The 23232-nt window shown below is 70.4% G+C and carries 17 protein-coding genes; 15 read left to right on the plus strand and 2 right to left on the minus strand.

Going from position 1 to position 23232, the window contains the following annotated elements; translation table 11 throughout:
- Positions 1-86: 86 nt before the first annotated feature.
- From ACN20J_RS40205 to ACN20J_RS40275, 15 genes are all read left to right on the plus strand, one after another.
- Positions 87-1604, plus strand: a complete 1518-nt coding sequence (locus ACN20J_RS40205) for a sugar ABC transporter ATP-binding protein (RefSeq protein WP_419667828.1) — start codon at positions 87-89, stop codon at positions 1602-1604.
- Positions 1601-2620 carry an ABC transporter permease gene (locus tag ACN20J_RS40210; RefSeq protein ID WP_055616775.1) on the plus strand — a complete coding sequence of 340 codons (1020 nt, stop codon included), beginning with the start codon at positions 1601-1603 and terminating at the stop codon, positions 2618-2620. Before ACN20J_RS40205 ends, ACN20J_RS40210 begins: the two co-directional genes overlap by 4 nt.
- A gap of 14 nt (positions 2621-2634) precedes the next feature.
- Entirely contained in the window at positions 2635-3672 is a 1038-nt protein-coding gene (locus ACN20J_RS40215) for a substrate-binding domain-containing protein (RefSeq protein ID WP_055616776.1), read from the plus strand.
- 131 nt (positions 3673-3803) lie between these two features.
- Positions 3804-5024 carry a Gfo/Idh/MocA family protein gene (locus ACN20J_RS40220; protein WP_190227218.1) on the plus strand — a complete coding sequence of 407 codons (1221 nt, stop codon included), beginning with the start codon at positions 3804-3806 and terminating at the stop codon, positions 5022-5024.
- 13 nt (positions 5025-5037) lie between these two features.
- Positions 5038-6042, plus strand: coding sequence for a sugar phosphate isomerase/epimerase family protein (locus ACN20J_RS40225; protein ID WP_361918647.1), 1005 nt, complete (start codon positions 5038-5040; stop codon positions 6040-6042).
- Positions 6043-6135: 93 nt separating this feature from the next.
- Positions 6136-8655, plus strand: coding sequence for a PQQ-dependent sugar dehydrogenase (locus ACN20J_RS40230; RefSeq protein ID WP_419667829.1), 2520 nt, complete (start codon positions 6136-6138; stop codon positions 8653-8655).
- A 12-nt stretch (positions 8656-8667) separates the two neighbouring features.
- Positions 8668-10074, plus strand: a complete 1407-nt coding sequence (locus ACN20J_RS40235) for a ThuA domain-containing protein (protein WP_419667830.1) — start codon at positions 8668-8670, stop codon at positions 10072-10074.
- A gap of 184 nt (positions 10075-10258) precedes the next feature.
- Positions 10259-11479: an inositol-3-phosphate synthase gene (locus ACN20J_RS40240; protein WP_419667832.1), complete on the plus strand. Its 1221-nt coding sequence runs from the start codon at positions 10259-10261 to the stop codon at positions 11477-11479.
- The gene (locus tag ACN20J_RS40245; RefSeq protein ID WP_419667833.1) at positions 11476-12795 is read left to right on the plus strand and encodes an SCO3242 family prenyltransferase; all 1320 of its coding nucleotides are present in this window, start codon (positions 11476-11478) and stop codon (positions 12793-12795) included. Before ACN20J_RS40240 ends, ACN20J_RS40245 begins: the two co-directional genes overlap by 4 nt.
- A complete protein-coding gene (locus ACN20J_RS40250) occupies positions 12792-13802 on the plus strand; it encodes a sugar phosphate isomerase/epimerase family protein (RefSeq protein WP_419667834.1) in 1011 nt (336 codons plus the stop codon). Before ACN20J_RS40245 ends, ACN20J_RS40250 begins: the two co-directional genes overlap by 4 nt.
- Positions 13799-14497: an EboA domain-containing protein gene (locus ACN20J_RS40255; RefSeq protein ID WP_419667835.1), complete on the plus strand. Its 699-nt coding sequence runs from the start codon at positions 13799-13801 to the stop codon at positions 14495-14497. Before ACN20J_RS40250 ends, ACN20J_RS40255 begins: the two co-directional genes overlap by 4 nt.
- Positions 14497-15408 carry a TatD family hydrolase gene (locus tag ACN20J_RS40260; protein WP_189840991.1) on the plus strand — a complete coding sequence of 304 codons (912 nt, stop codon included), beginning with the start codon at positions 14497-14499 and terminating at the stop codon, positions 15406-15408. The genes ACN20J_RS40255 and ACN20J_RS40260 overlap by 1 nt, the downstream gene beginning before the upstream one ends.
- Before the next feature lie 3 nt (positions 15409-15411).
- Positions 15412-16581: a metabolite traffic protein EboE gene (gene eboE / locus ACN20J_RS40265; RefSeq protein ID WP_189840992.1), complete on the plus strand. Its 1170-nt coding sequence runs from the start codon at positions 15412-15414 to the stop codon at positions 16579-16581.
- Positions 16578-18002 (plus strand): nucleotide pyrophosphatase/phosphodiesterase family protein, encoded by a 1425-nt coding sequence (locus ACN20J_RS40270; RefSeq protein WP_190227226.1) that lies wholly within the window; start codon positions 16578-16580, stop codon positions 18000-18002. Before eboE ends, ACN20J_RS40270 begins: the two co-directional genes overlap by 4 nt.
- Positions 18003-18178: 176 nt before the next feature.
- A complete protein-coding gene (locus tag ACN20J_RS40275; protein WP_419667837.1) occupies positions 18179-19348 on the plus strand; it encodes a sugar phosphate isomerase/epimerase family protein in 1170 nt (389 codons plus the stop codon).
- A gap of 197 nt (positions 19349-19545) precedes the next feature.
- Here the strand turns inward: ACN20J_RS40275 and ACN20J_RS40280 are convergent, their stop codons facing one another.
- Both ACN20J_RS40280 and ACN20J_RS40285 read right to left on the minus strand, forming a co-directional pair.
- Positions 19546-20934, minus strand: coding sequence for an OFA family MFS transporter (locus ACN20J_RS40280; RefSeq protein WP_189840995.1), 1389 nt, complete (start codon positions 20932-20934; stop codon positions 19546-19548).
- A gap of 165 nt (positions 20935-21099) precedes the next feature.
- Complete coding sequence (locus tag ACN20J_RS40285; protein ID WP_419667838.1) at positions 21100-23232, minus strand: acetate--CoA ligase family protein; 2133 nt, start codon at positions 23230-23232, stop codon at positions 21100-21102.

The following is a 23232-nucleotide window of genomic DNA, read 5'->3' on the forward strand; positions in this document are numbered from 1 at the left end:
ACCACACACCTCACCACACACCCTGCTTCGCCCTGCCCTCACTCCGCCCTGCCCTGAGACCGGCCCGCACGCCGAGGGGAACCGTCATGGCTCCAGAACCATCCCTGCTCACCATGTCCGGAATCACCAAGTCGTTCCCCGGTGTCCGGGCCCTCGACGGCGTCGACCTCGACGTCCAGACCGGCGAAGTGCACTGCCTGCTCGGCCAGAACGGCGCGGGGAAGTCCACGCTCATCAAGGTCCTGGCCGGCGCCCACCAGCCGGACGACGGCACGATCACCTGGCGTGGCGAACAGGTCACCCTGCGCTCGCCCATCGCCGCCATGCGCCTCGGCATCGCCACCATCTACCAGGAACTCGACCTGGTGGAGCATCTGTCGGTGGCCGAGAACGTCTACCTCGGCCATGAGCCGACGACCGCCGGTTTCGTCGTACGCGGCAAGGATGCCAAGGCGTCAACTGCCGCTCTGCTCAAGCGACTTGGGCACTCTGAGGTCGATCCCGCGCGGCTCGTCGGTGACCTGTCCGCCGCCCAGCAGCAGATCGTCTCCATGGCACGGGCGCTCTCCCACGACGTACGGCTCATCGTCATGGACGAACCGTCCGCGGCCCTGGACCCCGACGAGGTCGACAACCTCTTCCGTATCGTCGGCGACCTGACCGCGGAGGGAGTCGCCGTCGTCTACATCTCGCACCGGCTGGAGGAGATCCGCCGCATCGGCGACCGGGTCACGGTCCTGAAGGACGGCCGGGCGGTGGCGGGCGGACTGCCCGCGAAGTCGACGCCGACCCGCGAGGTCGTCGCGCTGATGACCGGGCGGAACGTCGAGTACGTCTTCCCCGAGCGGCCCACGCACCAGGCGCTGCCCGATCCCGTGCTGGAGGTCCAAGGCCTCGCCCGGGACGGTGAGTTCGCCTCGCTCGACCTCACCCTGCGGCCCGGCGAGATCGTCGGCCTCGCGGGACTCGTCGGCTCCGGCCGCTCCGAGATCCTGGAGACCATCTACGGCGCCCGCAAGCCGTCCACCGGCCAAGTCCTCGTCGACGGCAAGCGGTTGAAGCCCGGCAGCGTACGCGCCGCCGTCCGCGCCGGACTCGGCCTCGCCCCCGAGGAGCGCAAGGCACAGGCCCTGCTGATGCTGGAGTCCGTCACCCGGAACGTGTCGGTGTCCTCCATGTCCCGCTTCTCGTACGGGGGTTGGCTCGACCGGAGTGCCGAGCGGAACGCGGCGCAGAAGGCGACCCGCGAGCTGTCGCTGCGCCCCGACAACCCGTCCGCCCCCGTGCGCACCCTCTCCGGCGGCAACCAGCAGAAGGCGGTCCTCGCCCGCTGGCTGCTGCGCGGCTGCCGGGTGCTGCTGCTCGACGAACCGACCCGCGGCGTCGACGTCGGCGCCCGCGCCGAGCTGTACGCCGTCATCCGCCGCCTCGCCGACGAAGGCCTGGCCGTGCTCATGGTCTCCAGTGAAGTACCCGAGGTCCTCGGCCTCGCCGACCGCGTCCTGGTGCTCCGCGAGGGCCGGGTCGTGCACACGGCGCCCGCCCAGGAGCTCGACGAACACCGCGTACTCGACCTCGTCATGGAAGGAAGCCCGGCGTCATGACGCAGCCCGTGTCCCCGCCCCGGGACGAAATCCCGAAGCTGTCACCACAGGTGGAACCCAGTCCGTGGCGGGCGGTGGTGGCCCGTGCCGACGTCCGCACGCTCTCGCTGCTCGGTGTGCTCGCCGCCCTGATCCTCATCGGAGGCATCACCAAGCCGGACGAGTTCCTCGACACCCGCAACCTCCAACTCGTCCTCACCCAGGCCTCGGTGATCGGGGTCGTCACGGTCGGCATGACCTTCGTCATCATCTCCGGCGGCATCGACCTGTCCGTCGGCGCGATCGTCGCGCTCGCCTCGGTATGGGCGACGACCGTCGCCACCCAGGACTTCGGCTTCGTCGGCATCTTCTTCACGGCGGTGATCGTCGGCGTCGGCTGCGGCCTCGTCAACGGGGTGCTGATCGCGTACGGCACCATGGTGCCGTTCATCGCGACCCTGGCCATGCTCGCCTCGGCCCGCGGGCTCGCCCTCCAGATAACCGACGGCAACACCCAGGTCGTCACCGTCGACGGCATCCTCGACCTCGGTGAGCGCGACTCCTACGTCCTGGGCGTCCCGCCGCTCGTCATGGTGTTCGCGGTCGTGACGATCATCGGCTGGCTCGTGCTCAACCGCACCACCTTCGGCCGCCGCACGGTCGCCGTCGGCGGCAACGCGGAGGCGGCCCGGCTCGCCGGCATCGACGTACGCCGCCAGCGCCTCTACCTCTACCTGCTGTCCGGACTGTGCTGCGGCATCGCGGCCTTCCTGCTGATCATCCTGTCCGGCTCGGGCCAGAACACCAACGGCAACCTCTACGAACTCGACGCCATCGCCGCCGCGATCATCGGCGGCACCCTGCTCACCGGGGGACGCGGCACCATCGTCGGCTCGGTGCTCGGAGTCCTGATCTTCACCACGATCACCAACATTTTCGCCCTGAACAACCTGCAGAGCGACGTCCAGCAGATCGCCAAGGGCGCGATCATCGTCGCCGCCGTGCTCGTCCAGCGCCGTACCGCCAGCACGACCTGAGGAAAGGGTTCGCCATGCCAGAGATCACGAGCCGCAGAGGACTGCTCTTCGGCACCGCCGCCGTCTCGGCCGGTGTCCTCCTCGCCGGTTGCACCAGCAACGAGTCCAAGGACGAGCCGGCCTCCAACGACCAGCCCGCCGCCGACGACAAGCCCGGCAAGCAGGTCACCATCGGCTTCGCCGGCCCGCAGGCCGACCACGGCTGGCTCAACGCGATCAACGACAACGCCAAGAGCCGCGCCAAGAAGTACAAGGACGTGACGCTGGAGATCACGGAGGGCTCCAACGACACCGCCCAGCAGATCGGCCAGATCGAGACGCTGATCAACAAGAAGGTCGACGTCCTGGTGGTGCTGCCCGCCGACGGCAAGGCGCTCACCCAGGTCGGCCTACAGGCCATGCGCGCGGGCATCCCGGTCGTCAACCTCGACCGGATCTTCAACTCCCCGCAGGCGTACCGCTGCTGGATAGGCGGCGACAACTACGGCATGGGCCTCAACGCCGGCCACTACATCGGCGAGCAGCTCAAGGACAAGAAGGGCGCCCGGGTCATCGAGCTCGCGGGCCTCGACAACCTGGAGCTGACGAAGCAGCGCACGCAGGGCTTCGACGCGGCCCTGAAGAACTACCCGAACATCAAGAAGGTCGCCCGCCAGGCCGCCGAGTTCACCGTCGAGTCGGGACAGGCCAAGATGTCCCAGCTCCTGCAGGCCCAGTCGAACTTCGACGCCCTGTGGAACCACGACGACGACCAGGGGGTCGGCGCCCTGCGCGCCATCGAGCAAGCCGGACGCGACGACTTCCTGATGGTCGGCGGCGCGGGCGCCCTGTCCGCCATGCAGGCCATCGAGTCGGACAACAGCGTTCTCAAGGCCACCGTCCTCTACCCGCCCACCATGGCCGCGTCCGCGATCGACCTCGCCCGCGCCCTCGGCCAGAGCAAGGGCATCGGCGGCCTCGCCGAGTTCGAGATCCCCTCGTCCCTGACGCTCTACTCGGCAGTCGTCGACAAGGAGAACGTCAAGACGTACCTGCCCACGGGCTTCAAGTAGGCCGGGCCGCTCCAGGGGCGCGGGGAACTGCGCAAACGGCCACAACGGAGCCGCAGCCTTCACACCGCGCCAAGCGGAGCGCCCCTGCGCAACACCCCCCACCGCGCCACGACGAAGAGGAGGACCTCCGCATGGGACAGCCGCAGCAGCCCGACGAGGCACAGGCCGGGGCAGCGGCCGGAAGGCCGCCCCTGGGCGTGGGCATGGTCGGATACGCGTTCATGGGCGCCGCCCACTCACAGGGCTGGCGCACCGTGGGCCGTGTCTTCGACCTGCCACGCCGACCGGTCCTCGCCGCCGTCTGCGGCCGTGACGCGGGAGCCGTACGAGCGGCGGCCGACCGGCTCGGCTGGGCCGCCGCCGAGACCGACTGGCGGGCGCTGATCTCCCGCGAGGACGTCGACGTGGTCGACATCTGCACCCCTGGTGACAGCCACGCCGAGATCGCCGTCGCCGCGCTCGCCGCCGGCAAGCACGTGCTGTGCGAGAAGCCCCTCGCCAACACGGTCGAGGAGGCCGAGGCGATGGCCGAGGCCGCCCGAGCCGCCGCCGAGCGCGGCCAGGTGGCGATGGTCGGCTTCAACTACCGCCGGGTGCCCGCCACTTCACTCGCCCGGAAGATGGTCGCCGAGGGGCGCCTCGGCACCCTGCGGCACGTCCGGGTGACCTACCTTCAGGACTGGCTGGTGGACCGGGAGTTCCCGCTCACCTGGCGGCTCCGCAAGGAGACGGCGGGCTCGGGAGCACTGGGCGACCTCGGCGCGCACATCGTCGACCTCGCCCAGTACCTGGCGGGCGAGCCGGTCGTGGGAGTGTCCGCGCTCACCGAGACCTTCGTACGGGAGAGGCCGCTGCTGTCCGGATCCTCCAGCGGTCTCTCGGCGGCCGGGGGCAGCGACCGCGGGGCCGTCACGGTCGACGACGCCGCCCTGTTCACCGGACGGTTCGCCTCGGGCGCCCTCGCGTCCTTCGAGGCCACCCGGTTCGCCACCGGCCGCAAGAACTCCCTGCGCATCGAACTCAACGGCGAGAACGGCTCGTTGGCCTTCGACCTGGAGCGCCTCAACGAACTCTCGTACCACGACGGCACGGAGCCCGGCACCCACGCAGGCTTCCGCCGCATCCTCGTCACCGAACCCGACCACCCCTACCTGGAGGCCTGGTGGCCGCCGGGCCACGGCCTCGGCTACGAGCACACCTTCACCCACCAGGCCCGCGACCTCGTGCACGCGATCGCGGACGGCGCGCAGCCGCTGCCCTCCTTCGCCGACGGGCTGCAGGTGCAGCGCGTCCTCGCGGCGGTCGAGGAGAGCGCCGAGAAGAACTCCGTCTACACCCCCATCGCGAGCTGAGGAAGGCCAGTCCATGCCGCGCAACTTCACGCTGTTCACCGGCCAGTGGGCCGACCTGCCGCTCGAAGAGGTCTGCCGGCTCGCCCGCGACTTCGGCTACGAGGGGCTCGAACTCGCCTGCTGGGGCGACCACTTCGAGGTCGACAAGGCCCTCGCGGACTCCACCTACCTCGACTCGCGCAGGGAACTGCTCGACAAGTACGGCCTCAAGTGCTGGGCCATCTCCAACCACCTGGTCGGCCAGGCCGTCTGCGACGCCATCATCGACGAACGCCACCAGGCGATCCTGCCCTCCCGTATCTGGGGAGACGGCGAGGCGGAGGGCGTACGGCAGCGGGCGGCGGCCGAGATCGCCGACACCGCGCGAGCCGCGGCGGCCTTCGGCGTCGACACGGTCATCGGCTTCACCGGGTCCTCGATCTGGCACCTGGTCGCGATGTTCCCGCCCGCCCCCGAGTCGATGATCGAGCGCGGCTACGAGGACTTCGCCATGCGCTGGAACCCCATCCTCGACGTCTTCGACACCGAGGGCGTCCGGTTCGCGCACGAGGTTCACCCGAGCGAGATCGCGTACGACTACTGGACAACTCAGCGTGCCCTTGAGGCAGTTGACCACCGGCCGGCCTTCGGGCTGAACTTCGACCCCTCGCACTTCGTCTGGCAGGACCTCGACCCGGTCGGCTTCCTGTGGGACTTCCGCGACCGGATCTACCACGTGGACTGCAAGGAGGCCCGCAAGCGGCTCGACGGCCGCAACGGACGCCTCGGCTCCCACCTGCCGTGGGGCGACCCGCGCCGCGGCTGGGACTTCGTGTCCGCGGGCCACGGCGACGTCCCCTGGGAGGACGTGTTCCGGATGCTGCGCTCCATCGACTACAAGGGCCCCATCTCGGTCGAGTGGGAGGACGCGGGAATGGACCGCCTCCAGGGCGCACCCGAGGCACTCACCCGGCTGAAGGCCTTCGACTTCGAACCTCCGACGGCGTCCTTCGACGCGGCGTTCGGCGGCAACGACTGACCCACCCCCCTCACAGAGTTCCGCTCCGGGGTGACGGCGCACCCCGGCGTATCGCACCCGCATGTACAACCAGCCCCACTCTGGAGGCATTCCGTGCACGGGAACGACCACATAAGCACCACCAGAACCGAGAGCCACAGACGACGCCCGAGATTGCGACTGCGCAAGGCGCTCGCCCTGTTCACCGGAGCGCTCCTCGCGGGTGCCTCGCTCACCCTGGCCACACCGCCGGCGGGCGCCGCCGTCGCCGACCCGGCCGCCGCGCCGGCCGCGCCCGCGGCCGCCGAGGACTTCCAGCAGGTCACCCTCGCCAAGGGTGAGCCCGAGGTCGGCGAGCCCATGTCGCTGGCCGTCCTCCCGGACCGCTCGGTCCTGCACACCTCGCGCGACGGCGAGCTGCGGATCACCGACAGCGCCGGAAACACCAAGCTGGCGGGCAAGCTCGCCGTCTACTCGCACGACGAGGAAGGCCTGCAGGGCGTCGGCATCGACCCCGGCTTCGCCGACAACCGCTTCATCTACCTCTACTACGCCCCGCCGCTCGACACCCCGGCGGGCGACGCCCCCGAGACGGGCACCGCGGCCGACTTCGCGCCCTTCGACGGCGTCAACCGGCTCTCGCGCTTCGTCCTGAACGCGGACGGCACCCTCGACAACGCCAGCGAGAAGAAGATCCTCGACGTCCCGGCGACCCGCGGCATCTGCTGCCACGTGGGCGGGGACATCGACTTCGACGCGGCCGGGAACCTCTACCTGTCGACCGGTGACGACTCCAACCCGTTCCAGTCGGACGGCTACGCGCCCATCGACGAGCGCGCCAACCGCAACCCCGTCTTCGACGCGCAGCGCACCTCCGGCAACACCAACGACCTGCGCGGCAAGATCCTGCGCATCAAGGTGAACGCCGACGGCTCGTACACGGTCCCCGACGGCAACCTCTTCGCGCCCGGCACGGAAAAGACGAAGCCCGAGATCTACGCGATGGGCTTCCGCAACCCGTTCCGCTTCAGCGTCGACAAGAAGACCGGCATCCTCTACGTCGGCGACTACGGCCCGGACGCCGGTGCCGCCGATCCCGCGCGCGGCCCGGCCGGCCAGGTCGAGTTCGCCCGCGTCACCGAGCCCGGCAACTTCGGCTGGCCCTACTGCACGGGCAACAACGACGCCTACGTGGACTACGACTTCGGCACCGGCGCGTCGGGGGCCTCCTTCGACTGCTCCGCGCCCAAGAACACCTCGCCCAACAACACCGGTCTGACGGATCTGCCCCCGGCCCAGGTCGCGTGGATCCCCTACGACGGCGGATCCGTGCCCGAGTTCGGCACCGGCTCCGAGTCCCCGATGGGCGGCCCGGTCTACGACTACGACGCCTCGCTCGACTCCCCGGTCAAGTTCCCGGAGGCGTACGACGGCGACTTCTTCGCCGGCGAGTTCGGCCGCCGCTGGATCAAGCGGATCGCGTCCGACGACAGCGGCACCGTGCAGTCCATCAACGACGTGCCGTGGACCGGCACCCAGGTGATGGACATGGCCTTCGGACCGGACGGCGCACTGTACGTCCTCGACTACGGCCTCGCGTGGTTCGGCGGCGACGAGAACTCGGCCCTGTACCGGATCGAGAACGCGACCGACGGCCACTCGCCCGTGGCACAGGCCGCGGCCGACCGCACCTCGGGACAGGCGAAGCTGAAGGTCAAGTTCTCCTCGGCCGGCACCACGGACGCCGACGGTGACGCCCTCACGTACAGCTGGGACTTCGGCGACGGCGGCAAGTCGACGGCGGCGAACCCGACGTACACGTACAAGAAGAACGGCACCTACACGGCGACGCTGACCGCGAAGGACACCACCGGGCGGACCGGCAGCGCCAGCGTACGGATCGTCGTCGGCAACACCGCGCCGAAGGTGACCCTCCAACTCCCCGAGGACGGACAGCTGTTCAGCTTCGGTGACGCCGTGCCCTTCAAGGTGAAGGTGACCGACCCGGAGGACGGCAGGTCGATCGACTGCGCCAAGGTGAAGGTCAGCTTCGTCCTCGGTCACGACAGCCACGGTCACCCGCTGACCACCGCGAACGGCTGCTCCGGCACCATCCAGACCAGCGCCGACGGCGGCCACGACGAGGACGCGAACATCTTCGGTGTCTTCGACGCGGAGTACACCGACAACGGAGGCGGCGGCCAGGAGGCGCTCACCACGCACGACCAGAACGTCGTCCAGCCCAGGCACCGGCAGGCCGAGCACTACGGCAAGTCGGAGGGCGTCACGATCCAGACCAAGGCCACCGCACACGGCGGACGGACCGTCGGTGACATCAACAACCGTGACTGGATCTCCTTCGAGCCGTACGTCCTGAGCAACGCCACGAAGATCACGGCCCGCATCTCCTCCGGCGGCACCGGCGGCAAGCTGGAGGTCCGCGCGGGTTCGCCCACCGGCCGCCTGCTCGGCACCGCGACCGTCCCGGTGACCGGCGGCTGGGAGAACTTCCAGGACGTCAGCGCCAACCTGACGAAGGCGCCGCGCGGCACCACCACGCTCTACCTCGTCTTCAAGGGGAGCGGTACCGGGTCCCTGTACGACGTGGACGACTTCACCTTCACAACTCGCTGAGGGAGGTGCGCCATGCGAGCAACTGGCCGAACAGTGACCGCTGTCGTCGGCGCCGCCCTGCTCATCGGGTGTGTGTCGGGCCCGGCGGCGTCGAAGGGATCCTCCTCCGACTCGTCGGCACCGTCCGGGACTTCGGCGTCGAAGAAGCCCTCGAAGGGTGACCGGGTCCTGGTGTTCTCCAAGACCGCCGGGTTCCGGCACGACTCGATCCCCGAAGGGGTCGCCGCGGTGAAGAGCCTCGGCGCCGAGAACGGGTTCAGGGTGGACGCCACCGAGGATGCGGGAGCCTTCTCCTCCCGCAACCTCTCCCGGTACGACGCCGTGGTGTTCCTCTCCACGACCGGAGACGTCCTCAACGGGGCCCAACAGCGGGCCTTCGAGGGCTACATCAAGCGCGGCGGCGGCTACGTGGGCATCCACGCGGCAGCCGACACCGAGTACGACTGGGAGTTCTACGGTGGCCTCGCCGGCGCCTACTTCCAGTCGCACCCGGCGATCCAGCCCGCGCGGATCGAGGTCGAGGACCGGGCACACCCGGCCACCTCGCACCTCGGGGAGTCCTGGAACCGTACGGACGAGTGGTACAACTACCGCTCCAATCCCCGGGACCGGGCCCACATCCTGGCCTCGCTCGACGAGTCGTCGTACAGCGGCGGCACGATGAGCGGCGACCATCCGATCGCCTGGTGCCAGGAGTACCGGGGCGGCCGTGCCTTCTACACCGGCAGCGGTCACACCAAGGAGTCGTACGCCGATCCCGCCTTCCGGCAGCATCTGCTGGGCGGCATCCGGTGGGCCGTCGGCGCCGCGGAGGCCGACTGCCGCCCGGAGAAGGGGTATTCACCCCTCTTCGACGGGACCGCCGAGTCACTGGCGGACTGGAAGCAGGCCGGACCGGGCTCGTTCTCGCTCTCGGACGACGGCACACTCACGTCGTCCGGCGGCCTGGGCATGCTCTGGTACGCGGACCTCGGCCTCGGCTCGTACTCGCTGAAGCTCGACTGGAAGATGGCGAGTGCCTCCGGGGATGACAACTCCGGTGTGTTCGTGGGCTTCCCGGCCTCCGACGACCCCTGGTCGGCCGTCAACAACGGCTACGAGGTCCAGATCGACGCGTCCGACGCCCCCGACCGCACCACCGGGGCCGTGTACAGCTTCCAGTCCGCCGACATCAGGCAGCGCGACCGTGCGCTGAACCCGCCGGGGGAGTGGAACACGTACGAGATCCGCGTGGAGGGCGAACGACTCCGCGTCTGGCTCAACGGCGTGAAGATCAACGATTTCACCAACACCGATCCGGCGCGCAGCCTGCGTGACGGTCATGTCGGGATCCAGAACCACGGAGCCGAGGACCAGGTGTCCTTCCGTGACATCCGGATCAAGGAACTGCCGGCGCGATCCGGCGCGCAGGGCGATTGAGCGGCGGCGGGCGGAGGACGCCGGACCTCCGCCCGCCGTCTTGTCCCTTCTCTTCTTGTGCCGTCTGTCCCCTCTGCGGCAGCTGATCTCCCCGGCTGCCGATTTCGGCTCGTGTTTCCGGCCTGCGTTTCCGGCTCGCGTTTCCGGCTTGCGAACGACCTCACGTACGACAAGGAGGCTGCCCATGTCCGCCGAATCCTCCGTCTCCCCGCCGCGGGTGGGAGTGTGGCTGATCGGAGCACGTGGCTCTGTCGCCACCACGGCCGTCACGGGGTGCGCCGCGGTGACCGCGGGGCTGCACCCACCGACGGGCATGGTCACCGAGACCCCCGCGTTCGCCGACTGCGGACTGCCCCCGCTGTCGTCCCTCGTCTTCGGCGGTCACGACATGGTGGACTGCCCCCTGCCCAAGCGGGCGGAGGCGCTCGCCGCCGGGGGTGTGCTGCCGCCCGGACTTCCGGCGGCCGTCACCGCCGAACTCGCTGCCGCCGACCGGGAGATCAGGCTCGGCGGCCCGCTGTCCGGCGAGACGCGCGACGAGGACGAACTGGTCGAGGCCCTGGCCTCCGACATCCGTGACTTCATGACCCGGTGCGATCTGGACCGCACGGTCGTGGTCAACGTGGCCTCCACGGAACCCGTGCCCACCGGCACGGAACTCCCGGCCAGCTCCCTGTACGCGGCAGCCGCACTGCGGGCGGGCTGCCCGTACGTCAACTTCACCCCGTCCATGGGCCTGCACCACCCGGCACTGGCGTCCGCGGCCTCGGAGTCCGGCCTGCCGTACGCGGGCCGCGACGGCAAGACCGGCCAGACCCTGCTGCGGTCGGTCCTCGGCCCGATGTTCGCGCAGCGCGCGCTGGCGGTCCGCGCCTGGTCCGGTACGAACCTGCTGGGCGGCGGTGACGGCGCGGCCCTCGCCGACCCGGGCGCCGCGGCGGCGAAGAACGCGGGCAAGGAACGCGTCCTGGCCGACACCCTCGGCGGGGTGCCCGAGGGCGAGACCCACATCGACGACGTACCGTCCCTCGGCGACTGGAAGACCGCCTGGGACCACATCGCCTTCGACGGCTTCCTCGGCACCCGGATGGTCCTCCAGACCACCTGGCAGGGCTGCGACTCCTCCCTCGCGGCCCCGCTGATCCTCGACCTGGCCCGCCTGGTCGCCCGCGCCCACGAGACCGGCCTGTCCGGCCCCCTCTCCGAACTCGGCTTCTACTTCAAGGACCCGCTGGGCGAGGGCCCCGCGGCCCTGGGCGAGCAGTACGCGGAACTGGTGGGGTTCGCGGGGCGGTTGCGGGGGGCCGGGGATCCGCAAGGGACTTCGGGGGAGCGACCTGGCACTTCGGGCGAACGGCCTGGCCCTTCGGGCGAGCGGCGGGGACTTTCGGGGGAGCGGCGATGAGCGGGGGGCGGGCGTCGCAGGACGCGAGCCCGAACGGACTGCACGCGAGCTCCAACGGGCTGCACGCGAGCTCCAACGGGCTGCACGTGAGCCCTAGCGAGCTGCGCCAGAGCCCCGACGGGCTGCACGTGAGCCCGAGCGAGTCGCACGCGAACCCGGCGGCACTGGTGGAGGCGGGCCCCGCGGAGCAGCAGGCGAGTCCCGGCGCGCGAGGCGTGAGCCCGACGCCACAGGACGCCGCGAGCACGACATCACCACGGTCCGCGAGGCAGGGAGCGAACGTGCACGCCTGGGTGGAACTCCTGCGCCTCCCCGCCCTCTTCACCGTCCCCGGCGACGCGCTCGCGGGCGCCGCCGCGGCCGGGGCGCGCCCGAACCCCCGAACCCTGGTGGCCATCGCCTCCTCCCTCTGCCTGTACGAGGCCGGTATGGCCCTCAACGACTGGGCCGACCGCGCGGAGGACGCCGTGGACCGCCCACACCGCCCCCTGCCCTCGGGCCGCATCAGTCCGACCGCGGCCCTTGCGGCGGCCGGCGGCCTGACGGCGGCGGGCCTGGCCCTGGCGTCCACAGCGGGCCGCCGACCCCTCTCGGTCGCCGGCGCGCTGGCCGCCACGGTCTGGTCGTACGACCTGGTCCTCAAGCGCACGCCCGCGGGCCCCGTGGCGATGGCGGCGGCCCGGTCCCTGGACCTCCTGCTCGGCGGGGTGGCCGCCAACGGCGACATCCGCAGGGCACTGCCCTCCGCACTGGCCCTGGGCACCCACACCCTGGCCGTCACCACGGTCTCCCGCCACGAGACCCAGGGCGGTTCACCGTGGGCCCCCTTGAGCGGATTGGCCACGACGGCCGCGCTGGCCTGGTCCATCACCCGCGACGGCACGGAACGGGACCGGCAGCCGGGACGGGACCGGCGGCTAGAACGGGACCTTCACGCGGGACAGGACCTTCACGCGGGACAGGACCTTCACGCGGGAGGGGCCCGGATGGAGGGACGGGACCGGAAGCCGGGACGGGACTGGCAGCCAGAAGGGGCCCGGCCACCAGGTCGCGCGGCGGCAACCGCCGCGAACCTCGTGTCCCTGCGCGGAGCACTCGCCGCCGTCTACGCGGCGACCGCCGCCCGCCCCCTCTTCCACGCCGCCCTGAACCCGTCCCCCCAACTCACCCAACGAGCCGTCGGCGGCGGCATCCGAGCCATGATCCCGCTGCAGGCCGCCCTCGCGGCCCGCTCCGGCGCGCCCGTCACCGCCCTGCTGACGGCGGCGCTCGCTCCGGCCGCCCGCCGGTTCGGCCGGAAGGTGAGCATGACATGAGCCTCCGGCCGAGCCCCCTCCCCACCGGACACCACCTCCGCTACTCCTACGGCACCAACGGCCTGACCGACCTCCGTCTGGACGACGCCCTCTCCCTCCTCGCCGACCTCGGCTACGACGGCGTCGGCCTGACGCTCGACCACATGCACCTGGACCCGCTCGCCCCCGACCTCGCGGCCCGTACCCACAAACTCGCCCGCAGACTGGACGAACTAGGCCTGGGCGTCACCATCGAGACCGGCGCCCGCTACGTACTCGACCCGAGGCGCAAGCACGGCCCGTCCCTCCTCGACCCGGACCCGTCCCAACGCGCCCGCCGCGCCGACCTGCTCGTCAGAGCCGTCCAGATCGCGACCGACCTCGGCGCCCACGCGGTCCACTGCTTCAGCGGCATCCTCCCGAAGGACACGGCCGGAGACGCGGACACCGGAGCAGCGGACACCGGAGCGGGCACCGAAGGGCAGGCTGTCGCGGCCGAGGACGCCGCCTGGAAGCGCCTCGCCGAAACCCTCACCCCCGTCCTGGACGTCGCCACCGCCGCCGGAATCCCCCTCGCCGTCGAACCCGAACCCGGTCACCTCCTCGCCACCCTCGACGACTTCCACCGCCTGCGTACCGACCTCGGCAGCCCCGACACCCTCGGCCTCACCCTCGACATCGGCCACTGCCAGTGCCTCGAACCCCTCTCACCCGCCGACTGTGTACGCGCCGCCGCCCCCTGGCTGCGCCACGTCCAGATCGAGGACATGCGGCGCGGCGTCCACGAACACCTCCCCTTCGGCGACGGGGAGATCGACTTCCCGCCCGTACTCGAAGCCCTCTCCGCCGTCGGCTACCAGGGCCTGGTCTCCGTCGAACTGCCCCGTCACTCCCACGCCGGTCCCCAACTCGCCCAGCAGTCCCTCCCGTTCCTCCACCACGCGGCCGCCGTCTCCACACCCCCGGACGCCGACCGGCCGCCGAACCCCGGTGAGGGCCACACCGACTCCGACGGGAGAACCCCGTGAACCACCTCCACGACGCCCTCGGCACCCCGACGGACGTCGCCCCGCCGGCCCTCGCCACCCTGCACACCTGCCTGAACGGCCGGCTCGACGGCGCCGCCCGCGCCTGGCTGGACCGGGCCCTCGACGAGGCAGCCGCGCACCCCGGCACCCACGGGCCCATCTCCGTCTGGGAGTTGCGGATCGCCGAGGCCGGCCGCCGCTGCGGCCCCGACCACGCGGAGGCGGCCCGCGTCCTCCTCCTGCACGCGGCCCGCGCCGACGCGACCACCCTCGACCGCGTCTACCGCCAGGGCACCGCCGACGAACGCCGCGCCGTCCTCCAGGCCCTGCCCCACCTCGTGCCGGGCCCCGACGCGCTGCCGATCGTCGAGGACGCCCTGCGCACCAACGACACCCGGCTCGTGGCCGCCGCCGTCGGCCCGTACGCCGCCCTGCACCTGGACGCCCACAACTGGCGGCACGCCGTGCTCAAGTGCCTGTTCACCGGTGTCCCCGTCGAGGCGGTGGCCGACCTGCCCCGCCGCGCCCGCGCCGACGCCGAACTCGCCCGCATGCTCGCCGACTACGCCGACGAGCGCACCGCCGCGGGCCGTCCCGTACCCCAGGACCTGCACGACGTCCTGGCCCTGACCGAGCACCCGGCCACCCCGCCCGGCACCGACGCCCCCCACGGCAGCGACGGCAAGGAGTCCTGATGCGCATCTTCGACCCCCACATCCACATGACGTCACGGACCACCGACGACTACGAGGCCATGCACGCGGCCGGTGTCAGAGCCGTCGTCGAACCCGCCTTCTGGCTCGGCCAGCCCCGCACCTCGGTCGCCTCCTTCCTCGACTACTTCGACTCCCTCCTCGGCTGGGAACCCTTCCGCGCCGCCCAGTACGGCATCGCCCACCACTGCACGCTCGCCCTCAACCCCAAAGAGGCCAACGACCCCCGCTGCGTGCCCGTCCTCGACGAACTGCCCCGGTATCTCGTCAAGGACCACGTCGTGGCCGTCGGCGAGATCGGCTACGACTCGATGACCCCCGCCGAGGACACCGCCCTGGCCACCCAGCTCCAGCTCGCCGCCACCTACGAGCTGCCCGCGCTCGTCCACACCCCGCACCGCGACAAGCTGGCCGGTCTGCGCCGCACCCTCGACGTGGTCCGGGAGTCCGCACTGCCCCCGGACCACGTCCTGATCGACCACCTCAACGAGACCACGGTCAAGGAGGCCAAGGACGGTGGCTGCTGGCTCGGCTTCTCCGTCTATCCGGACACCAAGATGGACGAGGAACGGATGGTCGCGGTCCTGCAGGAGTACGGACCGGAGAAGGTCCTGGTCAACTCCGCGGCCGACTGGGGCAAGAGCGACCCGCTGAAGACCCGCAAGGTCGCGGACGCCCTGCTGAAGGCCGGGTTCACCGAGGACGACGTCGACCAGGTGCTGTGGCGCAACCCCGTCGCCTTCTACGGACTCAGCGGACGCCTCGACCTGGACGTCGCCGGCACGGACGCCACCCACGAGGGCAACTCCATCCTCCGCGGCGTCCCGAAAACCGTCCCGGACACAGACCCGGACACCGCCCCGGCCCCCGTCCCGACGACGACGGAGGCGTGACCCATGCGCTTCCGCCACCCCGACGGCTCCACCGTCCACCTCGCCTACTGCACCAACGTCCACCCCGCCGAGACCCTCGACGGCGTCCTCGCCCAGCTCCGCGACCACTGCGAACCCGTACGCAAACGCCTCGGCCGCGACCGCCTCGGCATCGGCCTGTGGCTCGCCAAGGACGCCGCGCACGCCCTCGTCACCGACCCGTCCGCCCTGCGCGGGCTGCGCACGGAGCTCGACCTCCGCGGCCTCGAAGTCGTCACCCTCAACGGCTTCCCTTACGAGGGATTCGGCGCCGAGGAGGTCAAGTACCGCGTCTACAAGCCGGACTGGGCCGACCCCGAGCGGCTCGAACACACCACGGCCCTCGCCCGCGTCCTCGCCGGTCTCCTCCCCGACGACGTCACCGAAGGCACCATCTCCACCCTGCCGCTCGCCTGGCGCACGGTGTACGACGACGACCGCGCCGCCCGGGCCCACGCGGCCCTGACCACCCTCGCCGAACGCCTCGACGCGCTGGAGGAGCTGACCGGCCGCTCCATCCGTATCGGCCTGGAGCCGGAGCCGGGCTGCACCGTCGAGACCACGGCCGACGCCATCGCCCCGCTCACCGCGATCGGCCACCCCCGCATCGGAATCTGCGTCGACACCTGCCACCTCGCCACCTCCTTCGAAGATCCGAACACCGCCCTGGACGCCCTGGCCGCCGCCCGCGTCCCCGTCGTCAAGTCCCAGCTCTCAGCCGCCCTGCACGCCGAACACCCCCACCTCCCCGAAGTCCGCGAGGCACTCGCCGCCTTCGACGAACCCCGCTTCCTGCACCAGACCCGCACCCTCACCGCCGCCGGACTCCGCGGGACCGACGACCTCGGCGAGGCCGTCAAGGAGGACGCCCTGCCCGACGCCTCCCCGTGGCGCGCCCACTTCCACGTCCCGCTGCACGCGTCCCCCGACGCGCCCCTCACCTCCACGCTCCCCGTACTCAAGGACACGCTGACCCGACTGGTCGGCGGCCCGCACCCGCTGACCAGCCACCTCGAGGTCGAGACCTACACCTGGCAGGCACTCCCGCCCGAGCTGCGCCCCCGCGCCCGCGCCCAGCTCGCCGACGGCATCGCCGCTGAACTCACCCTCGCCCGAGACCTGTTGACGGACCTCGGCCTGAAGGAACTCCCATGAGCACCCACGAGACCCCGGCAACGCAGGCCGGCACCGACGGCTCCACGACCCCCACCCCGCTCCTCGTCCTCGACGTCGTCGGCCTCACCCCCCGTCTCCTCGACCACATGCCCCACCTCAAGACCCTCGCCCAGTCCGGCTCGCAGGCCACCCTCGGCACGGTCCTGCCCGCCGTCACCTGCGCCGCCCAGTCGACGTTCCTCACCGGCACCCACCCGTCCGAGCACGGCATCGTCGGCAACGGCTGGTACTTCCGCGACCTCGGCGACGTACTGCTGTGGCGCCAGCACAACGGCCTGGTGTCCGGCGACAAACTGTGGGACGCCGCCCGGCGCGCGCACCCCGGCTACACGGTCGCCAATATCTGCTGGTGGTACGCCATGGGCGCCGACACCGACATCACCATCACCCCTCGTCCGATCTACTACGCCGACGGCCGCAAGGAACCCGACTGCTACACGCGGCCCCCGGCCCTGCACGACGAACTCACCGAGAAACTCGGCACGTTCCCGCTCTTCCACTTCTGGGGTCCCGGCGCCGACCTCGTCTCCAGCCGCTGGATCATCGACGCCACCCGGCACATCATCCGCACCCGCCACCCGGACCTGACCCTCTGCTACCTCCCCCATCTCGACTACGACCTGCAGCGCTTCGGCCCCGACGACCCGCGCTCCCTGAAAGCGGCCGCCGACCTCGACGCGGCCATGGCCCCCCTCCTCGACGACGCGCGAGCCGAGGGCCGCACCGTCGTCGCCCTGTCCGAGTACGGCATCACCCGCGCGGACCGTCCCGTCGACATCAACCGCGCACTGCGCCGCGCCGGACTCCTCGAGGTGCACACGCAGGACGGCATGGAGTACCTCGACCCGATGGCCTCACGTGCCTTCGCCGTCGCCGACCACCAGATCGCCCACGTCTACGTACGCCGCCCCGAGGACATGGAGGCCACGAAAGCGGCGCTCGCCGATTTGCCCGGCATCGAGCAACTCCTCGACGACGAGGGCAAGAAGACCCACCACCTCGACCATCCGCGCTCCGGCGAACTCGTCGCCGTCGCGGAGCCGGACGCCTGGTTCACGTACTACTACTGGCTCGACGACGCCCGCGCGCCCGACTTCGCACAGCTCGTCGAGATCCACCGCAAACCCGGCTACGACCCGGTCGAGCTCTTCATGGATCCGCTCGACCCGTACGTCAAGGTCAAGGCCGCGGGCGCGCTGGCCCGCAAGAAGCTCGGCATGCGCTACCGCATGGCGGTCGTGCCCCTCGATCCCTCACCTATTCGAGGCAGCCACGGCCGCCTCCCTCTGAGCGACGACGAAGGTCCGCTCATCATCTGCTCCACCCCCCGCGCTGTCGGCGACCGCGTCGCGGCCACCGATGTGAAATCCCTGTTGCTCGACCTGGCCGGCCTCGGGTGACAGCACCCGGGAACGACCGGACGAGCGATTACGAAAAGTGAAACACACGGCACCGACAGTGCGTTCGGCCTGTGGATAACCGGCATACCGCACGGCACCCGTCACAGCCGGACCTCTGACGAACATGGCTGGGCCCCTGCCGAACACCAAGGGCCCCTACCCGAAAGAGAGACACCGTGACCGCGTTCAACGACGAATCCGGAACCGGCGACGCCCTGCGTCGCGCGCTCGGAGTCAACCGCCGCCGCTTCCTCAGCACCTGCACCGCCGTCGCCGCCGGGGCGATCGCCGCCCCGGTGGTGGGCGCCTCACCAGCCCTGGCCCAGGACCGGGGCAGAGGCCACGACCACGACCACGGTCGCGGTCACGTCCTCGTTCCGCCGGGCAAGCGCGGCATCATCCTCTACACCGTCCGCGACGCCACGGCCCGCGACCCGCTCGCCTCGGACCTGCCCTCCGGCTTCCGCGAGGTGTTCAAGCAACTGGCCCGCCACGGATACCGCCAGGTGGAGTTCGCCGGCTACGGCCAGCACGCCAACGCGCCGGGCGGCGCCAACCTCGGTACCGTGGCGGGCGCCAAGCTGCTGCGCTCCTGGCTCGACGACTACGGCCTGCGCGCCCAGGGCAACCACGGCTTCATACCGCCCTCCTGGCCGCTGACCAGCGCCGACGTGGACACCTTCAAGCTGAACCTGGAGATCGCCAACATCCTGGGCATGGACCACATGGGCACCGGCGGCGACCCCACCGGCAGCGCCTACCCGGCCGACTGGGACGTGGCGGCCGACAAGTGGAACGCGCTGGGCAGGATCGCCCGCCGCGAGGGCATCAAGCTGTACACGCACAACCACGACTCCGCCTACGGCTTCCTGCTGGACGGAGGTCCGCTGGACGCGCAGGGCCGGCCCACCCGCAGCTCCGGGATCCGCAAGCTGGAGTACTTCCTGAAGGCCACCGACCCGAAGCTGGTCTGGCTGGAGATGGACATCTTCTGGGCGCACGTGGCCCAGTACAAGTTCCACACCTACACCGCCCACGACGGCTCCACCCGTGAGAAGGTCTTCGACCCGGCGGGGCTCGTCGCCCGCAACAACAAGCGCTACCCGCTGTTCCACGCCAAGGACGGTGTCGTGAGCACCACCAACGGCATGGGCTACGACATGGTGCCCTTCGGAACGGGCGTCATCGACTACACCACGTTCTTCTCACGGGTCGGGGAGCGGAACTACCACAACCCGATGGTCGAGGACGACAACTCGCCCAGCGCCACCGACCCCGCACAGTCGCTGCGCGAGGCCAAGATCAGTTACGACAACCTCGCGGCCCTCCGCGCAAGGCGCCGCTGACCCCCGACACACACAGCGAACGGTCCTCCCCACGCGGTGCCGTGGGGAGGACCGTCGGCGTTTCCAAGGACAGAAGCGGTTCGTGGAAGTTCTAGAGCGTCGGGGACGTGTGCGGCGGACACGGTGCGGGAGGGTTCCGCACCGAAGGGTTCATGAGGGGCCATCCCCTCACCGGCTCGATGCGGCTCCTCACCGGTTCAGGCCATCTCCTCACCGATCGGGTGCGGGTTGGGCACGATGCGCTTGGCCGCAGGACGCCCAGGAGCGCGCAGGAAGAGCGCGAGGACCGCGGAACCGAGACCGATGCTGCCGGCCAGTGCGAAGGCGCCTCCGTAGCCCCAGGCGCTCACGACGACGGCTCCCACGCCGGAGCCGACGAGACCGGAGATGAGCTTGGAGCTGTAGACCATGCCGTAGTTGGAGGCGTTGTTGTTCTCACCGAAGTAGTCCGCCGTCATGGCCGCGAACAGCGGGAAGATCGCGCCGCCGCCGAAACCCGAGATCATCGAGCAGACCAGGAAGAACGGCATCGAGCCCATGTTCCCGGAGAGGAACACGCCGAACTGCGAACAGCCGAGGACGACACAGACGATGACCAGTGTGTTCCGGCGGCCGTAGCGGTCCGAGATCCAGCCGATGACACCACGTCCGGTGCCGTTGACGATCGCCTTGAGTGACATCGCGGTGGCCACGATGCCGCCCGCGAACCCCATCTCCTTTCCGAACGGCACCTGCATGGCGATGCCGAAGATGTTGATACCGGCCGTGCACAACAGGCAGAACCACATCATCCACAGGACGGGCGTCCTGGCGGCCTCCCGCGGTGTGTACTGCTTGACCGCCGGCGGGTTCTTCGCCAGTGCCCGCACGACCCGGGGGTCGTCGGAGGTCTTCAGCGGGTCGACGTGCGCGGGCCACCAGTTCTTCGGCGGGTCCTTGAAGAACCAGCCGGCGACGGCGACGACCGTGCAGCAGATGACGCCGACCATGACCAGTACGGTCTCGTAGTTGGACAGGTCCATGTACGAGGTGAACAGGAACACGAAGGGCACGGAGCCGTAGGCGAAACCGCCGTTGACCATGCCGGTCTTGCCGCCCTTGCGCTCCGGATACCACTTGCCGACCATGTTCACGCAGGTCGCGTAGACGAGGCCGGCGCCGATGCCGCTGAACATGCCGAAACCTATGTAGGCGACGATCACGTGCGGCGCGTACGCCAGAGAGATGTATCCCAGGATCGTGCCGAGTGCGCCGAGCATCATGGCGTACCGCGCGGGCAGCTTTCCGCTCTCGCGCAGCTGGCCGGCCGGGAAGGCCACGGCTGCCTGGAAGAAGATCCAGACGCCCATCAGCCAGAAGATGTGCCCACTGTCCCAGAGGTGGGCCTCGTGCAGGGTGTCCTCGGCGGATGTGAACGCGTACTCCGAGGAGCTGATGCCCATCATGCCCATCCACGGGAAGAGCACCATGGTCCAGCGTGGTCGCCCCATGATGTCCCGGTCGGTCTCGCCGATCCGGTACAGGCGGCCGTTGCGGTCCGTCACCTCCCTGTAGGGGACGGGTGTCGTGAAGTCGGTGGTTGTCATGTCGCGTAGCACCCCTTGCGTCGAAAGATCTGGCCAGCGCCCCCTGTCCAATTCCTTTCGTGTGCGCACGGGTCCCGGGGCGGGCCGACGCGCACCGTCGGCCCGCCCCTTCGCCGGGTCAAGTCATGAACCGCCCCCCAACAGCGCCCGCGGCGCGCAGCCGCGTCACAACAGCCCTGCCGCACGCGCCCAGCGGTATTTCGCGCCGAGGACGGCCACCGGCTTCTCGGTCGTGTACGGGTATGCCACGACCCCGCGCTCGTAGAGGTACTGGCAGGCCTCCTCGACCTCGACGTCGCCCGCGAGCGACGCCACGACGGGCTTCTCGATCCCGCGCTCCCGGAATTCGGCCACCACGCGCGCGGTGAGCTCGGCGAAGACCATGGGAGGGGTCACGATGGTGTGCCAGTAGCCGAGGACCAGCGAGTGGATCCGGGGGTCCTCGAGACCGAGCCGGATCGTCGCCTCGTACGTCGACGGCGGCTCGCCGCCCGTGATGTCCACCGGGTTGCCGGCCGCTCCGAAGGGCGGGATGAACTTCCGGAAGGACGCGTCCAGGTCCGGCGGGATCTCCATCAGGGAGAGGCCGTTGTCGGTCACCGCGTCGGACAGCAGTACGCCACTGCCGCCCGCGCCCGTGATGATCACGATGTTGTCGCCCTGGGGAGTCGGCAGTACCGGCAACCCGCGCGCGTACTCCAGCATTTCGTTCAGACCGGGCGCCCTGATGACACCGGCCTGCTTCAGGATGTCCTCGTACACGGCGTCGTCGCCCGCGAGGGCGCCCGTGTGCGAGCCCGCGGCCTTGGCGCCGGCCGCCGTACGGCCCGCCTTGAGGACGACCACCGGCTTCTTGGGGACGGTCGCCCGCGCGGCCTCCACGAAGGCGCGTCCGTCCTTGAGGTCCTCCAAGTGCATGGCGATGCACTTGGTGTTGGGGTCCTCGCCGAACCAGGTCAGCAGGTCGTCCTCGTCCAGGTCCGACTTGTTGCCGAGCCCCACGATCGCGGAAACACCTGTCTTCGTAGTGCGCGCGAAGCCCAGGATGGCCATCCCTATGCCACCGGACTGCGAGGTGAGCGCGACTCCGCCCTTGACGTCGTACGGCGTGCAGAACGTGGCGCACAGGTCCTGCCACGTCGAGTAGTAGCCGTAGATGTTCGGGCCGAGCAGCCGGACTCCGTAGCGCTCGCCGATCGCCACGATCTCGTCCTGCAGCTCGTGCTCACCGGTCTCCGCGAACCCCGAGGGGATCAGGACGGCATTGGGGATCCCCTTGCGTCCCACCTCCTCCAGGGCCGAGGCCACGAACTTGGCGGGAATAGCGAAGACCGCCACATCCACCTCACCGGGAGCGTCCGTGACACTCTTGTACGCCTTGCGGCCCAGAATGTCATCGGCCTTGGGGTTCACCGGGTGGATCTCCCCGGAGAAGCCGCCGTCGATGAGGTTGCGCATGACCGAATTGCCGATCTTGCCCTGCTCGTTGGAGGCACCGATCACGGCCACCGACGACGGCTGCATCAACCGGCGCATGGTGGTGAGGATCTCCTCGCGTGTGTACTTCCGTCGTGGCTTGGCCACTTCCTCGGCGAGGATGACCCGGATGTCAGCGGCCACCGCGCCCTCCGGGGTGGCGATCACCGGGTTGAGGTCCACCTCGGCGATCTCCGGGAAGTCCGCGACGAGTTCGGAGACCCGGCGGATCTGCTCGGCGATCGCCCACCGGTCCACGGCCGGGGCGCCCCGAACGCCGCGCAGGATCTCCGCGGCCCGGATCGAGTCCAGCATTGACAGCGCCTCGTCGGCGTCCACGGGCGCCAGCCGGAACGTGACGTCCTTGAGGACCTCGACCAGCACACCGCCGAGCCCGAAGGCCACGACCTTCCCGAACGTCGGATCGGTCACCGCGCCGACGATGACCTCCTGCCCCTTGGGGAGCAGTTCCTGGACCTGTACGCCCTCGATACGGGCCTGGGCGTCGTACGCTCGGGCGTTTTCGATGATCTTGTGGAAGGCGGCGCGTACGTCCGTCGCGCCCTCCACACCTACGATCACGCCGCCGGCGTCGGTCTTGTGGAGGATGTCGGGGGAGACGATCTTCATCACGACGGGCCCGCCGAAGCGCGCCGCGTAGGAGACCGCCTCGTCGACGTCGGTCGCCAGTTCCTCGCCGGGTACGGCGATCGCGTACGCGTCGGCGATCACCTTGCCCTCGGGCGCGGTCAGCGCGCTCCGCCCCTCGGCCCGCACGGCTTCGAGGAGCGTACGCACCCTCAGCACGCGGTCTTCGGCCAT

The sequence above is a fragment of the Streptomyces sp. 2-1 genome (genome assembly GCF_048564895.1).
Lineage (GTDB): Bacteria > Actinomycetota > Actinomycetes > Streptomycetales > Streptomycetaceae > Streptomyces > Streptomyces phaeochromogenes.